Source organism: Roseiarcus fermentans (genome assembly GCF_003315135.1).
Taxonomy (GTDB): Bacteria; Pseudomonadota; Alphaproteobacteria; order Rhizobiales; family Beijerinckiaceae; genus Roseiarcus; species Roseiarcus fermentans.
In genome coordinates this window covers 64,653-80,166 of the sequence record NZ_QNRK01000033.1, presented here as the reverse complement: position 1 = coordinate 80,166, position 15,514 = coordinate 64,653, and the positions used below count along the sequence as shown (strand labels likewise).

The window sequence follows — 15,514 nt, the reverse complement described above, 5'->3', positions numbered from 1 at the left end:
CTCGGCCGTCAAACGCCTTAGCGCCAATGGTACTCTGTCTTAAGACATGGGAGAGTAGGTCGTCGCCAGGCCTGCAAAGCACGGAAACGAAAACCATTCCTCTTCACCGAAGCGAACCGCGACAGCGCCGGGCGCGCACGGCCCAAAGCCGCAAGCCCCCGACGTTGGCGATCGGCGATGGTCCGCCCCTCGCCCCGTCGCGCAATCGCATGACCCTCTGCCGCGGGGTGGAGCAGCCCGGTAGCTCGTCAGGCTCATAACCTGAAGGCCGCAGGTTCAAATCCTGCCCCCGCAACCAACTTCACTTGCTCAGCAAGACGCTCCGGCCCTCGGGCCGGAGCGTTTTCGTTTGTGAGCCCCGAAAGCCGCAGAATCGCGGCCTACTCACCGCGAACCTCGACCCGAAGCCGGCCGTTCTCCGGCACGAGCGCGATCGCCTCGACGAGGCCGCGGGCGCGATATCTCAACGGCGGAGACGTGGTCGAGTCGCGCATCGCGACGCCCGACGGCGCGATCGACCTCGGCCTCCAGCGCAACCGGATCGTCGTCGAGGCCGCCTGATCCGGCGAGCTAGACAGGTTTTGCTTTTCGGAAATCTTGCTTAGCGTCGGGCCGTCTGCGTCTCCCCCTGGGGAATGCGCCAGAAGGCCTTGCCGATCTCGATCAGCGGCCTGCCGGGATCGCCGGGGTTGAGGCGGTCGCGGATCATCGCGACCAGATCCGACCGGACCGCCGGATTCGACAGGAAGTAGCCGTGCCCGAAGGCGCCGGTGTCCCGGTCGACCTCGATCAGGTCGGCGAAGTGGCCGGGGTCCGCCCGGAGCGCCTTGGCCTCCGGCCCGGTCAGGTCGAGCTGTCCCAGCCGCAGCCGGCTGCCGAAGATCTTGCTCGCCATGTCGAGGGCCTGGTCCGAGGGCGACGAATAGATCGTCAGATGAAGGGAGCCCTGCCGGATCACGGCGTTAAGGTTCTTCCGGGCGCCGTAGGGCAGGTCGGGATCGGAAAACACGTCGAAGATCTTGGTCGTCGCGACGTCGATGTCGATGTCCGGGGCGAACAGGACGATGTTCCGGATCTTCAGGCGCTCGGCGATCGAGGCGCGCGAAACGTAGCTTTCGACGCCCAGCAGGTGGAGCGCGGACGCCAGCACGTCGGCGCCGCGGCTGTGGCCGAGCAGGTCGACGGCCCGGACGCCCGGCGTTTCGCCGATGGCGCGGATCGCCTTGCGCATGTCGCTGACGGCGAACTCACCCGATTCCCGGTCGACGTTGTAGCCCAGGAAGGCGCCGCGCGACCCGCCGGCCGGCCAGGTCAGAACCAGACACACGAAGTCCGGCCCGAGCAGGCGGCAGAGATTCGCCGTCGACTCGGCCGCGTCGGCGAAGGTCTTGTTGTAACCGTGGATGAAGACGACGACCTCCTTGCGATCCGTCGGAGAGATGCGCTTGCGGATTTCGCCTTGCAGGGTCGCGACCGCCTGTTCGTGCGCGGCCACGACTTGAGGCGCGCGCCGATAGCCCGCCGCCGTGATCTCCGCCGGATACGGAACCTCGGGGTAGCGGCCGAGCTCCGTGACGCCGGCGAGCGTCATGTCCCCCGTGGCGCCGCTGGAGCCCGCCCCTCCGTGAACGTCGATCGAGCCGAAGCTCACCGTGTACGAACGCTCGGGGCCGTAGGACACGGCGCCGCTCGGATTGACGGTCTTGGCGCGGTCGGTGACGTAAAGGAGATCGAGATCGGGGGCCTGGGCGGCGGACTGCGCGCGAACCTCCGGCGAGGAGGCCGGCAGGGGAAGGAGGGCGTTCGGCGTGCAGGCGCAGAGCAGGATCGCTCCGATCAGGACGGCGGGCGGACCGGGGGAGCGGAAGTGGCGCATGGGCCTGGCTCCTCACTTGCGGCGCCCCCCCGAGAAAGCGCCGCGTTTTCCTACGGATCGCTGCGTCGCCACCCCCTTCGACACGACCTGGCTCGACTACGAAATACTCGGCTTGGACAAATAAGTCAATTTGACGAACTAGAACAACAGAGGCATAAGCCTTTTGGGAGTTCGCGCACATGGCGAATGTCAATCTCGAGCGGCGCGCCGAAATCGGTCGTGAGAAGCGCGCCCGAACGAAGGCGCAACTGATCGCCGCTGCGAAGACCCTGTTTGCGCGCCGGTCGTGGGAGACGGTCACGATCGACGAGGTGGTTCAGGAAGCGAAGGTCGCGAAGGGCACGTTCTACGGTCATTTCAACGATCTCGACCAGCTCGCGGCGGCCGTCGCCGACGACCTCCTCGAGACGTTCGACACGCTGATTCAGTCGCAGCGCCTGTCGATGACCGAGCCTCTTCTCCGGATCGGCTTCGGCTGCGACGCGTTCCTGAAGCAGTCGCTGTCGGACCGCGGCTGGGCATCCCTCGCGAGCCGCATGGCGCTGTCGCATCGCGCGCTCGGCCGGGTCGTGCGAAGCCGCCTCGGCGAGGACCTGCGGCTCGCGCTCGAAGGCGGACGGGGGAGCGGTCCGACGCGTGAACTGGCGGTCGAGCTGGTCGTCGGCGCCATCCTTCAGGTCGCGGCGGCGATCGGCGAGGGCCGCCTCGGCGAGGCCGACCGGCCCGAGGCGATCCGGTGCGTGCTGGCCGCGATCGGAGTCGCCAGGCCCGAGGCCGCGTCCATTGTCGCTCGCCTCGGCGGCCCTGTTCCGCAAGGTCCTGTGATGTGGGACGGCGCAAGCGAGCCGTCGGGATCGGACAGCGCCGGCTGAACCGTTCGAGCCTGGAAGGCGTACGGCGGCCGAACTCCTTGCCCCGCGAACAGGCTGCGGATCCGTCCCGCTTCCCGGTCCGGCGAGAACGAATCCCCGTTCCGAAACGAGGCTTTTCAAAGGTTTGCACCCCGTCCGCGCGAATTTCGCGACGCCCAATCCGCCTCTCCCGCTCGTCTTGGACCCCGAATTTGTTCCGGGGGTCAGGACGAAGTCGGTAGAATTCTCGCCGATCATCGAGCGGATTTGGCGGTCATCCAATCTCCCCTCTCCTGTCGCCGGTATCGCCGGACCACGGCGCGCGCCGTCTCGAAGCCTGCCTCTGTCGTCGACCGCTCGCATCGGGCGATGATAGCGAGAATTCTGGTTTTCAGCAAACAGATGTTCGCCGGACGCCCCGGCCTTGTCGAGCGAATGCGGCGTACGTTAGAACCAAAGTTCATATTGACCATATAGTCGAAATGACGTAAGAGAACAATATGAACTTCAGCCGTCCGCGGCAGGTTCGCTGAAAAGCCCGACCAGCCGCGGCGGCGTCACGACGCACGCCGATCGACGCTGACCTCAGTCGCAAGCCGACGACATTGGCGCGACCAGCTTTCGTCCCGACGCGGGAGGCGAGGCATGCCGATCAAGCGCCCTGTTCTGATCTTCGGAGCCGCGGCGGTCCTGGCTGCAGTCGGCGCCGGAGGCTACTACGCCTGGACGGATTATCGCGCCTCGCAACTGCCGGCCGGGATCGTCAGCGTCAACGGCCGCGTCGAGGCGACGCAAGTCGACATCGCGACGAAGATTCCCGGGCGCGTCATCGAGATCGTTCCGCACGAGGGCGAGCTCGTGTCGGCGGGCGAGGTCGTCGCCCGGATCGACACCTCCGAGACCGCCGCGCAGCTGCGCCAGGCCGAGGCGTCGGCCGAACTCGCCCGCCAGACGCTGGTCACGCGCCAGGCGGCGGTCGCGAGCGACGAGGCGCAGCTGAGCTTCGCTAACGAACAGATGCGCCGCACGGCGACGCTGGTCGACAAGGGCTGGTCCACGCACGAGACCTACGATCTGCGTCAGGAGCAGCTCAAGAGCGCCCAGGCGGCGCTGAAGGCGGCGCAATCGCAGGTCGACGAGGCGCGTGCGGCCGTCAAGACCGCCGACGCGCGGGTCGAGGAACTGAAAGCGGTCGTCGACGAGTCGACGATCCGCTCGCCGGTGCGCGGCCGCGTCCAGTATCGCCTGGTCGAGCTGGGGGCGGTCGTTCCGCCGGGCGGCAAGATCGCCACCGTCATCGACCTCGCGGACGTCTACACCACGGTCTTCCTTCCGGCGCCGCAGGCCGGGCGGCTCAAGATCGGCGACGAGGCGCGCGTGGTCGTGGACGCGGCGCCGGAATATGTCTTTCCCGCCACCGTCTCGTTCGTCGCGCCCGAATCGCAATTCACGCCGAAGACGGTCGAGGTCCAGTCGGAGCGCGAGCAACTCGTCTTTCGCGTCAAGCTTCAGGCGCCCTTCGACCTGCTCAAGGGAATTGAAGACCAGGTCAAGGCGGGCTTGCGCGGGGTCGGCTACGTGAGGATCGATCCCGCCGCGCAGTGGCCCGCGAAGCTCGCGATCAAGACGCCGCCGACCGAGCAGGCCGACCGGTAGGCGGCCGAACATGACCGCGCTCCTCAAAACGGAATGGCGGCTGGAGTCTGCCGCCGTCGCCGCGTCTCTCGAAGGCGTGACCCATCGCTACGGCAAGACCGTCGCGCTCGACACCGTGACGCTCGCCGTCCCGGCGGGCTGCATGGCCGGGCTGATCGGCCCCGACGGCGTCGGAAAGTCGACTCTGCTCGGTCTGATCGCCGGCGTGCGAAAAATCCAGTCGGGCGAAGTCCGCGCGCTCGGCGGCGACCTCGGCGACGCCGGCTTCCGCCAAGGCTGCTTCGCGCGCATCGCCTACATGCCGCAGGGCCTCGGCCGCAACCTCTATCCGACCCTCAGCGTGTTCGAGAACCTCGACTTCATCGGCCGCCTGTTCGGCCAGGGAGAGGCGGAGCGAAGCGCGCGTATCGACGATCTCACCCGCTCGACCGGCCTCGACCCCTTCCTCGCCCGGCCCGCAGGCAAGCTCTCGGGCGGCATGAAGCAGAAACTGTCGCTGTGCTGTTCGCTCATCCACGATCCGGATCTCCTGATCCTCGACGAGCCGACGACGGGCGTGGACCCGTTGTCGCGGCGGCAGTTCTGGGAGCTGATCGACCGCATCCGCGCGCGGCGGCCGCAGATGAGCGTGGTGGTCGCGACCGCCTACATGGAGGAAGCGGACCAGTATGCGTGGCTCGCGGCCATGGATGCGGGCCGCGTGATCGCGACGGGCTCGCCCGCCGAGATCAAGAGCCGTGCCGGCGCCAGTGACCTCGAGGCGGCGTTTATCGCGCTCCTTCCGGAGGAGAAGCGGAAGGGGCACAAGGCGATCGCAATCCCGCCCCGAAAGCGCGAGGAGGGGCCGCCGGCGATCGAAGCCGACGGGCTCACCAAGCGCTTCGACGCCTTCGTCGCGGTCGATCACGTCAGCTTCCGGATCGAGAAGGGCGAGATCTTCGGTTTCCTCGGCTCGAACGGCTGCGGCAAGTCCACCACGATGAAAATGCTGACCGGCCTTCTGCCGCCGACCGAAGGCAGGGCGATGCTGTTCGGGCGACCCGTCAGCGGCGGAGACATGGAGACGCGGCGGCGGGTCGGATACATGTCGCAGGCCTTCTCGCTCTATGGCGAGCTTTCCGTCCGGCGAAACCTCGAGCTCCACGCCAAGCTGTTCGACCTCCCCGTTGCAGAGCGAAGCAAGCGCGTCGAGGAGATGCTGGACCGTTTCGGCCTTCGCGAAGTCGCCGGCGCCGAGCCCGAGAGCCTGCCGCTCGGCATGCGGCAGCGCTTGCAATTGGCGGTCGCGATCCAGCATCGCCCCGAGATGCTGATCCTCGACGAGCCGACGTCGGGCGTCGATCCGGTCGCCCGCGACCAGTTCTGGGAATACCTGATCGATCTTTCCCGCAACGACGGGGTGACGATCTTCCTGTCCACGCACTTCATGAACGAGGCGATGCGATGCGACCGCATCTCGCTCATGCACGCGGGCAAGGTGCTCGCCGCCGACACGCCGCAGGCGCTGGTCGAAGCCCGCCACGCCATGTCGCTCGAGGAGGCGTTCATCGGCTACCTCGAGGATGCGGCCGGCCTCGGACATAAGGGCGACCAACCGACCGAACCGTCGCCGACGCCGGAAACGAAGGCGTTCGCGCCGCCGAAGCCGGCGAGCGACACCTTCAGTTTGTCCCGCCTCTGGGCCTACGCGCGGCGGGAGGCGGTAGAGATCCTGCGCGATCCGGTGCGGGTCACCTTCGCCATCCTCAATCCCATCATTTTGATGTTCGTGATCGGCTACGGCATCTCGTTCGACGTCGAGCATCTGCGGTGGGCGGCGTTCGATCAGGATCGATCGCTCGAAAGCCGACAGCTCCTCGACAGCTTCCAGAACCCGAAGTATTTCGATCGAAAGCCCGACCTCGCGGCGGCCGACGCGATCGTGTCCGGCCTGCAGAGCGGCCAGTTGAAATTCGCCCTCGAGGTCCCGACCAACTTCGGCCACGACCTCATCACCCAGCAGACGCCGGAGATCGGGGCCTGGATCAGCGGCGACATGCCGTTCCGGGCCGAGACGACGCGCAGCTATCTCGGCGGCGTGATGCAAGCCTATCTCGCCGATCTGTCCGCGCGCCTCACAGGACGACCATCGTCGTTCTCGCTGATCAACATCGAGGAGCGCTACCGCTACAACCAGTCGTTCAAGAGCATCTATTCCGAGGTTCCCAGCACCATCATGGTGATGCTGATCCTGATCCCGGCGATCATGACGGCGCTCGGCGTCGTGCGGGAGGTGGAGAGCGGCTCGATCGCCAACTTCCGCTCGACCCCGGTGACGCGCCTCGAATTCCTGCTCGGAAAGCAGCTCCCCTATGTGGCGATCGGCCTCATGAGCTTCGCCACGCTCGTCGTCCTGGCGCTGTTCGTGTTCGGCGTGCCGGTCACCGGCTCCTGGGCCGCGTTGATCGCGGGCGGATTCCTCTGCGTCTGTGCGGCGACCGGATTCGGACTCCTGGTCTCGACCTTCGTGCGCACGCAGGTCGCCGCGATCTTCGGCACGACCTGCATCGCGCTCATTCCCACGGCGAGCTTCTCCGGACTGCTCGTTCCGGTGTCGTCCCTGTCCGGCGCCGGGCGCGCGATCGGCCTCGCCTTCCCGGCCTCCTGGTTCCAGCAGATCAGCATCGGCACGTTCACCAAGGGTCTGGGGTTCGCGGAGCTCTGGGTCAACTACCTGGCGCTCGCGGGCTTCACGGTCCTGTTCATCGGCCTGGCGACGCTCGTGCTGCGCAAGCAGGAGGCCTGACATGCTCAGGAAGCTCTTTCATGTCCTTGCGCTCGTTCTCAAGGAGCTGAACAGCATCCGCGCCGATCCGATCCTGCTGGCGCTGACCGCCTACACGTTCAGCTACGCGGTCTACGCCGTGGCGACCGGGGCCAAGACCGAAGTCGACCACGTGTCGACCGCGATCGTGGACGAGGACCATTCCGAACTTTCGCGGCTGATCGGGCAGGCGATCCTTCCGCCCTGGTTCCGGCCGCCGGCGGAGATTTCGGCGGCCGACATCGGCCCGTCTATGGACGCCGGGCGCTTCGTGTTCGTGATCGAGATCCCGCCCCGATTCGAGCAGGACGTGATCTCCCGGCGCACGCCGTCCATCCAGATCAACATGGACGCGACCGCGGTCGCGCAGGCCGGAAACGGCGGGGCCTACCTGCAGATGATCGTCAATCAGGTGGTGCAAACCTACGCGACGCGGGCGGCGGGGAACCCGACGACGCCGAGCGGCGCGGAAATACAGCCGGTCAACTTCGCCGTCCGGGTCATGTTCAACCCCAACCTCAAGTCCGAGTGGTTCAACTCCGTCATGCAGGTCATCAACAACATCACCATGCTTTCGGTGATCCTGACGGGCGCCGCGCTCATCCGCGAGCGCGAGCACGGGACGATCGAACACCTGCTCGCGATGCCGGTCACGCCGGGCGAGATCATGCTGTCGAAGATCTGCGCCAACGGGCTCGTGATCCTGATTGCGGCCTATCTGTCGGTGAGGCTGGTCGTGCAGGTGTGGCTCCAGGTCCCGATCGCCGGCTCGCTCGTCCTGTTTATGGCCGGCGCCCTCGTCTACGCGTTTTCGGTGACGTCGTTGGGCATTCTGCTCGCCACGTTCACGACCTCGATGGGGCAGTTCGGTCTCCTCGTGATCCCCGTCCTCGTCATTCTGCAAATGCTCTCGGGCTCCGCGACGCCGATGGAGACCATGCCGGTCTGGCTGCAGGGCGGAATGCAGATCTTTCCCACGCCGCACTTCGTCGCCTTCGCGCAGGCGGTCCTCTACCGGGCGGCCGGGCTCGACGTCGTGTGGCCCGAGCTCCTCGTGATGGCGATCATCAGCGCGGCCTATTTCGCCCTCTCGGCCATGCGCTTCCGCCGCACGCTCGTCGTCCTTCAGTAGGGGAGAACTTGGCGAGGCCGCAGCCCGCGCGAAAGGCGCAGCGGCGCACAGCCGGAGCTTCGACCATGACCGCGACCTTCGACACGAGAGACGTCAGCGCCGCGTCAGGGCGGATTCGCTGCGGCTCTGGAGCGCTCGACGTGAGCGCATGCGGCGAAGCTCGGCTTCGAGGGGCGGGTATACGAGGGGATAGGCGAGGCGCCCGACGGGCGCGTCCGCCGATACGACTGCGGACTACGGTCTGGGGTCCGCATCGACTATCGTACATCCTGTGCGCCGGCGTGACGACCTACAAGGGCTTGAGGGAGACCGAGACAAAGCCGGGCGAATGGGCCGCGATTTCCGGCGTCGGGGGCCTCGGACCCATCGCGATTCAGTACGCCAGGGCGATGGGCCTGCGGGTCGCAGCCCTCGACGTCGCCCGCGGCAAGCTGGTGTTCGCCAGAAAGGCCGGCGCCGAAGTCGTCGTGGACGCCCGTTCGCCGCAGGCGGCGCTCGAGATCGTCGGCGCGACCGGCGGCGGAGCCCACGGCGTCCTCGTGACCGCCGTGTCTTCGCCTGCGTTCTCGCAGGCGCTGCGGATGGCGCGGCGCAAGGGAACGGTCGCGCTGGTCGCACTTCCGCCCGGCGAGTTTCCGACGCCGATCTGCGACGTCGTTCTCAAACGGATCACGGTGCGAGGGTCGATCGTGGGCGGCCGTCCCGATCTCGACGAAGCGATCGGCTTCGCCGCGCGCGGCCAGCTCGACGCCGAGATCGCGACGGCGCCGCTCGAGTCCGTCAGCGCCGTCTTCGCCGACCTGAAGGCCGGCCGAGTCACGGGGCGCATGGTGTTCGACATGGCGCCGGGCGAGAGCGGCTCGCACGCGCCGAACCGCGGCGCCGCCGCAGGACGCGGACCATGACCGCACCCGACCTTCCGCGCGCCCCCCGATCGGGCGCGCAACGTATGGGCAGCAGGAGACGACGATGTTCGCATTCGCTTCGGAATATTTTGCCGACGCCTGGCAGCGCAGCTTGCTGTTCCTCGAGGCCCTGAACGAGCGGGGCAACATCCATCTCGCGCAGGCGGCGAAGGAGGTTCCCAACGTCCTGAACTTCCCGAGCGAGCTCGTGATCGACGGACGGACGCTGCCGCGACCCGTCAATTACGGTCTCGTGCGGATCCTTCCGCCCGAGGGCGTCGAGGTCGATCCGACGAAGCCGCCGGTGGTGGTGGTCGATCCGCGCGCGGGCCATGGGCCGGGCATCGGCGGCATGAAGCCCGACAGCGAGATCGGCGTCGCGATGCGCGCCGGCCACCCCTGCTACTTCGTCGGCTTCTCGCCCAATCCGATGCCGGGCCAGACGATCGAGGACGTCTGCCGCGCCGAGGCGGCGTTCGTCGCCGAGGCGGCGCGTCGCCACGCGGGCGCCGAGGGAAAGCCGATCGTCATCGCCAATTGCCAGGCCGGCTGGCAGACGCTGATGACGGCGGCCATCGCGCCGGACCTGATGGGGCCTCTCGTGATCGTCGGATCGCCCGTATCGTACTGGGCCGGGGTGCGCGGCAAGAATCCGATGCGCTATCTCGGCGGCGTACTCGGCGGCTCCTGGGTCACCGCGCTATCCGGCGACCTCGGCGCCGGCAAGTTCGACGGGGCGAGCCTGATCGCCAATTTCGAGCTCGCCAATCCCGCCAACACCTTCTGGAACAAGCAGTACAACGTCTACGCCAACGTCGACGCGGAGACGGACCGCTTCCTGTCCTTCGAGACCTGGTGGGGCAGCCCGGTTCTCCTCAACGCCGGCGAGATCCAGTGGATCGTCGACAATCTGTTCATCGGAAACAAGCTGTCGACCGGGCAGGTCCGCACCTCCGACGGCGTCCGCGTCGACCTCAGGAACATCAAGTCGCCGATCCTCGTGTTCTGCTCGCAGGGCGACAACATCAGCCCGCCCCAGCAGGCGCTGGACTGGATCCTCGACCTCTACGACAGCGTCGACGAGATCGTCGCGGAGGGGCAGACGATCGTTTACTCGCTCCACCAGAGCATCGGACACCTCGGGATCTTCGTCTCGGGCCAGATCGCGTCGAAGGAGTATCGGGAGTTCGTCTCCTGCATGGAGATGATCGAAGCCGCGCCGCCGGGCCTTTACGAGGCGATCATCACCGAAGCGGACGAGACCACGCAGAACCGCGAGCTCGTCGACGGGAACTACGTCTTCCGCCTCGTGAAGCGCACGCTCGGCGACATCCGCGCCTTCGGCGTCAACAGTCCGGACGACGACTGGCGGTTCGCCGCGGTCGCCCGGATCTCCGAGATGAATCTGAGCCTCTACCGGACCTTCGCCGAGCCGTGGATCCGCGCGGCGGTGACCCCGCCGATGGCCGAGGCCATGCGCGAATGGCACCCGCACCGCCTGCGGTTCCGGGCATTTTCGGACAGGAACCCGCTGATGGCGCCGGTCAAGGCGATGGCGGCGCAGGCCCGCGAGCGCCGGACACCGGTCAGGCCCGACAATCCGTTGCTCGCGCTCGAGAAGACGGGATCGGACCTGATCACCACCGCGCTGCGGACCATGGGCGAGGTTCGCGACGCGCTGACCGAAGCGAACTTCCTCAACGTGTACGGTTCCCCCGTCGTGCAGGCCGTCGCGGGCCTGAACGCCGAACCGGCCGCGCCCCGGCGCCATATCGAGCGCGACGTGGAACGGGAGCGGGCGGCGGCGGAGTTGCGGTCGTCGCTGGAGCATCGGTTCGAGACCGGCGGGGCGGACGAGGGCGCGCTGCGTGCGCTGATCTACGTCCGCAAGCCGGACGGCTCACTCGACGAGCGGGGCTTCCGGCTCCTGAAGATCATCCGGGACTCGCGACGCGTGAACAGGCGCGTGACGCTCGCGCAGTTCAAGACCATGCTGCGGGATCAGTACCAGCTCGTGCTGCTCGACGAAGAGCGCGCCGTGAAAGCGCTGCCGAAGCTGTTGCGCGCGGACGAGCCCGAGACCGACGCGGCGCTCGAAGCCTTGCGTGAACTCCTCACCGCCCCGGGCCCGCTGAGCAAGGACGAGAAGAGCCGCCTCGCCAGGGTCGAGAAGGCGCTGCGGGTGAAGTTCGAGACAGCCAGAACCGGAGAACCGACATGACGCCCGACGTCAAAGCCGCCCCATATATCGGCCGCGAGAAGTATCGGCGGCTGATCGCCGCGGCGCAGAACGAGGCGACCATCAAGGTCGCCGTCGCCCACCCCTGCGACGACGTCTCGCTACGGGGCGCCGTCGAAGCGGCGAAGCTCGGCCTGATCGAGCCGATCCTCGTCGCGCCGCCGGAGCGGCTGGCGGCCGTCGCCCGCGAGGCTCGCCTCGACATCAGCCCGTACGAAGTGGTGGCGTCCGCGCACAGCCACGATTCCGCGGCGAAGGCCGTCGCCCTCGTCGCCGCGGGCCGGGTCGAGGCGCTGATGAAGGGCAGTCTCCACACGGACGAACTCATGGGTGCGGTCGTGGCCCGCGAGGGCGGCATCCGGACCGAACGGCGCATCAGTCACTGCTTCATCATGGACGTGCCGACCCACGCCGATCCGCTCATCATCACCGACGCTGCGGTCAACATCGCCCCCGATCTCGACGCGAAAGTCGACATCGTCCAGAACGCGATCGACCTCGCCCATGCGATGGGCGCGCCCGAAGTGCGGGTCGCGATCCTGAGCGCCATGGAGACGGTGACGGCGAAGGTCCCCTCGACGATCGACGCCGCCGCGCTCTGCAAGATGGCCGACCGCGGCCAGGTCACCGGCGCCGTCCTCGACGGTCCGCTCGCGCTCGACAACGCGATCAGTCCGGAAGCCGCGGCGATCAAGAAGATCGCGTCTCCCGTCGCGGGACGCGCCAACATTCTCGTGGTTCCGGACCTCGAGGCCGGCAACATGCTGGCCAAGAGCCTGTCATTCCTGGCCGACGCGGACGCCGCCGGAATCGTGCTCGGCGCCCGCGTGCCGATCATCCTGACGAGCCGGGCCGACTCGCTCGTGACGCGTCTGGCGTCCTGCGCCGTCGCCGTGATGGCGGCCGCCGCCCGCCGCAAGGCCGCGGCGGCTTCGGCTCATCGAGAGGCCTCACTGTAGACGGTGACAAAGAACGGTCGCGCCTGTCGCCTGGCGACCGGCGCGTCATGGGTTCCTTTCGCGGCTTCCAAGGGGCCGATGCCCCAGCTCGGAGCGGGTAGGAGGCGCTCGACCGAGCAGTCCTCCGTCGGACAGGTCTGCAATCTGCGGTGCGCGTATTGCTGCGTTCGCTCGTCGCCGAAGTCGCCCCGCCGGGCGCTTGGCTTCGAGCGTATCCGCAGGATCGCCGAGGAGGCGCGCGCTCAATGTGAAGGAGTTCTTCGTCACCTGGTGAGCCGTTCCTGTTGCCCGACATCGGAGCTATTGGCGCCGCCTGCGAGACGGCGCCGACGATTGTGAACGGCGAAAATGTGTAGGTAAACGGGCTTGTCTCCGCCCGAAGCGGAGTTCCGCGCCCGTCTCCAGCGCCCTTAACGAGCCCGTGCCCCTCTAAGCGTCCGAGTGCTCGGCTACAATCGAAGCTCAAACGGCGGCGCCGGCGCGTGCCAAACGGCCTCGTAGGACTCGCGGAGGCTTTCACGGGTCACCTTGAGCCCGGTCGAGCTGATCCACGCCGGTGGCTGCCGCCCGATCAGCCCGAGCAGCGCTGCGCCCGCCGCCGCCGCGCCCTGGTCGTAGGGCCTTTGCGCCGCGATGCCCTTGAGCGGTCCGCCGGAGCGAAGCTCGGCGGCGATCTCGTTGCCGAGATCGACTGTGACGATTGGGAGCGTCTGCGCGCCTTCGCGGATCGCGCACAGGACTTTCAGCGCGGGCACGTCCCAGGCGACGAAGAGGCAATCGAGATCGTCGTTATCCGCCAGCAGGCGACGGTACGCCTCGCCCGCATCCTCGACCTTGGCGAACCTTCCTCGCACCAGGGTGACGTCGGGGCGTTCGGCGCTCATCCACTTGCGAAAGGCGATCTCCCGCTCATTGGTGACGAAGAATTCCGCTTCATAGTTCAGGATGCCGGCGACGCCTTCGTTCGTGACATAGGGCGAAGCCAATTCCGCTGCGATTGCGCCCAGTCCGAAATTGTCGGCGGAGCTCACCGCGAGGTAGTCGACGCCGGGACGCAACCCGGAGGGCGCGTTGTCGAGCAGGACAAGCGTCTTCCCCGCCCGCGTGATCGCGCGATGGCCTTCGAGCACTCCCGCGGAGCCGATAGGCAGGCTGATCACGGCATGGATGGGCGCGGTCGCGAGCCTGAGGAGCTCATGGTTCTGCTTCGCCTTGTCAAAACCGCAGTCGATGATCTCCGTGACGGTCGCGCCATGGTGGCCGAGCGTCGCGACGATGCCCGCCAGTTCCTGGCGGGACCAGTCGCTCGTCGTCGTATGCAGGACGATCGCGACGGCGAACCGGCCGGCGCGCGCCTGCGCCGCCTCCGCGGCGGTGAGCACCAGCTTGTCTGCCGGAAAGGCCTTCTCGCCACGGGGTCCCAGACCTACGGCCTGCATTTCTCACCATCCTCGAAATGATGAATTTGGCATTGAAGGGAGTCAGGAAACAAGCCCTTCACACGCGGAGCCAGCGCCGGGCGATCATGCCCTTGCCGGCGGCCGCGCGCTCGGGGACGCGGATGTCCGCTTCCGCGCCCTGCCTTCGGCCAGGAACGCCTCGAACGACGGCTGGCGCCGCGGCGCGCCGATCGTGATCCACTCCCTCAAGCGGGGAACCGCGAAGATCTCCTCCACCGCCAGTCCCGCCGCGCCCACGAGTTCGGCCGAGCCGCCGAGCTCGGAACGTACGATCCTGAGGTCGCGGGTCACGAGCGGGTGCGACCGCCGATAGATCGCTTCCCGGACGGCCGCGAGCACGATGTCGCCCGAGTGGGCGAGCGCGCCCGCGAGCACGACGGTTCCAGGGTTCATGAGATTGACCAGCGGCGCCAGGCTCTCGCCGACCAGCCGGCCGGACCGCGCCAGCAGTTCCGCGCAAAATGCGTCGCCGAGCTGCGCGCCGTGACTGACGTCGTTGGCCGTGACTGCGCTCGAGCGCTCGAGGATCTCGGCGAGGTATCGGCTTCTCCCGTCCCGGGCCGCAGCCAGCGCTTCTCGGGCGACCGCTTCGCCGCTGGCGATCGAGTCCAGACAGCCTTTCGCGCCACAGTGGCAGATGACGTCGCCGCCCTCGCTCGTTGGCGCATGGCCGATGAGGCCTGCGAGGCCCTGCGCGCCGGACCTGAGCCGCCCGTCGGAGACGACGCCTGCGCTGACAGACCTGTCGAGGCGGACGCAGAGCAGGTCCTGCACCCCCAGGCCGGCGCCCGCCTTCATCTCGCCGCGGGTCATCATCTCCGTGTTGCTGCGCACCCATGATGGCGCGCCGAACCGCAGGGAAAGTTCGGTCGAGAAATCGAAGCTTCGCCAGGCCTTGAGGACATCGAGGGCTGCGATGTCGAAGGCGTCGCTCTCGTTGGCGTCGAACAGCGCCACTTCGGGCAGCGCGACGCCGATCGCCCAGACGCGCCCTTTTCCGCCGCGCTCGTCGAGGAGCCAGAGAAAGAGCGTCGTCAGGCGATCGAGGATCGTCTCGGGCCCGAGCGCGAGATCGACGGCCTCGTGATGCTCGACGATCAGGACGCCGTCGAGATCGGCGAGTCCGACCGCGAGCGACTCGCGATCGACATGCGCGGCGAGGATGGCGCCGGCCTCGACGCGGAAGCGCATGTTGCGCGGCGCGCGGCCTCCGATCGCCGGTCCGAGTTCGCCTTCGACGATGAGCCCGAGACGTTCGAGCGTCGTCAGACGGTCGGCGACGACGGCGCGGCCGAGTTCGGCCTCGCGTTCGATGTCGAGGCGGGTGGTTGCGACGCCCGAGCGGACAAGGGTGAGGATGGTCGCGAGGCTCGCGGCGCCGCTTTCGATCGTGCTCGGGCGGCCGACGCGCCGACGGGCGGTCGGCCGGGGCGGGGGTCGGGAGCTCAGGTCGCTATCCATGAAAACGCGTCGCCCTAAGGGGAATCGGCATTTTGTCCCGGGGGTTTCGCCACATCAAGCCGCGTCCTTTCGCGTCGATACAGCATCAGAAAATAATTTTCCAGCAAAAGTATCCGGACTTTTGCGCTCTTTTTCATTGACCCATCCGGCCGTCAGTCGCATCGTCCGCCTG

10 protein-coding genes, 1 tRNA gene and 1 pseudogene are annotated in these 15,514 nt (G+C 67.6%); 9 read left to right on the top strand and 3 right to left on the bottom strand.

Annotated elements, in window-relative coordinates; all coding sequences use genetic code 11:
• Positions 1–221 precede the first annotated feature (221 nt).
• Both DFR50_RS23935 and DFR50_RS23930 read left to right on the top strand, forming a co-directional pair.
• Positions 222–298: transfer RNA gene (locus tag DFR50_RS23935), tRNA-Met, on the top strand.
• A gap of 53 nt (positions 299–351) precedes the next feature.
• Complete coding sequence (locus DFR50_RS23930; protein ID WP_113891789.1) at positions 352–561, top strand: hypothetical protein; 210 nt, start codon at positions 352–354, stop codon at positions 559–561.
• Positions 562–601: 40 nt separating this feature from the next.
• On the opposite strand, the gene DFR50_RS23925 is transcribed toward DFR50_RS23930, so the two are convergent.
• Positions 602–1,876, bottom strand: coding sequence for an alpha/beta hydrolase (locus tag DFR50_RS23925; RefSeq protein WP_113891788.1), 1,275 nt, complete (start codon positions 1,874–1,876; stop codon positions 602–604).
• A 179-nt stretch (positions 1,877–2,055) separates the two neighbouring features.
• On the opposite strand from DFR50_RS23925, the gene DFR50_RS23920 reads away from it, so the two are divergent.
• The 7 genes and pseudogenes from DFR50_RS23920 (at position 2,056) to DFR50_RS23890 (ending at position 12,421) form a co-directional block, all read left to right on the top strand.
• A complete protein-coding gene (locus DFR50_RS23920) occupies positions 2,056–2,748 on the top strand; it encodes a TetR/AcrR family transcriptional regulator (protein ID WP_113891787.1) in 693 nt (230 codons plus the stop codon).
• A 624-nt stretch (positions 2,749–3,372) separates the two neighbouring features.
• Entirely contained in the window at positions 3,373–4,383 is a 1,011-nt protein-coding gene (locus DFR50_RS23915) for an HlyD family secretion protein (RefSeq protein ID WP_113891786.1), read from the top strand.
• Positions 4,384–4,393: 10 nt separating this feature from the next.
• Positions 4,394–7,168: a ribosome-associated ATPase/putative transporter RbbA gene (gene rbbA, locus DFR50_RS23910; protein WP_113891785.1), complete on the top strand. Its 2,775-nt coding sequence runs from the start codon at positions 4,394–4,396 to the stop codon at positions 7,166–7,168.
• A 1-nt stretch (position 7,169) separates the two neighbouring features.
• On the top strand, positions 7,170–8,318 hold the full coding sequence (locus tag DFR50_RS23905; RefSeq protein WP_113891784.1) for an ABC transporter permease: 1,149 nt from the start codon (positions 7,170–7,172) through the stop codon (positions 8,316–8,318).
• Between the two features lie 266 nt (positions 8,319–8,584).
• Positions 8,585–9,223 (top strand): annotated as a pseudogene (locus DFR50_RS23900) (zinc-binding dehydrogenase); the annotation flags it as partial.
• A gap of 64 nt (positions 9,224–9,287) precedes the next feature.
• The gene (locus tag DFR50_RS23895) at positions 9,288–11,444 is read left to right on the top strand and encodes a DUF3141 domain-containing protein (RefSeq protein WP_113891782.1); all 2,157 of its coding nucleotides are present in this window, start codon (positions 9,288–9,290) and stop codon (positions 11,442–11,444) included.
• The gene (locus DFR50_RS23890; protein ID WP_113891781.1) at positions 11,441–12,421 is read left to right on the top strand and encodes a phosphate acetyltransferase; all 981 of its coding nucleotides are present in this window, start codon (positions 11,441–11,443) and stop codon (positions 12,419–12,421) included. The genes DFR50_RS23895 and DFR50_RS23890 overlap by 4 nt, the downstream gene beginning before the upstream one ends.
• 449 nt (positions 12,422–12,870) lie before the next feature.
• On the opposite strand, the gene DFR50_RS23885 is transcribed toward DFR50_RS23890, so the two are convergent.
• A complete protein-coding gene (locus tag DFR50_RS23885) occupies positions 12,871–13,860 on the bottom strand; it encodes a substrate-binding domain-containing protein (protein WP_113891780.1) in 990 nt (329 codons plus the stop codon).
• 84 nt (positions 13,861–13,944) lie between these two features.
• Positions 13,945–15,342, bottom strand: coding sequence for an ROK family protein (locus DFR50_RS23880; RefSeq protein ID WP_113891779.1), 1,398 nt, complete (start codon positions 15,340–15,342; stop codon positions 13,945–13,947).
• Positions 15,343–15,514: the final 172 nt, after the last annotated feature.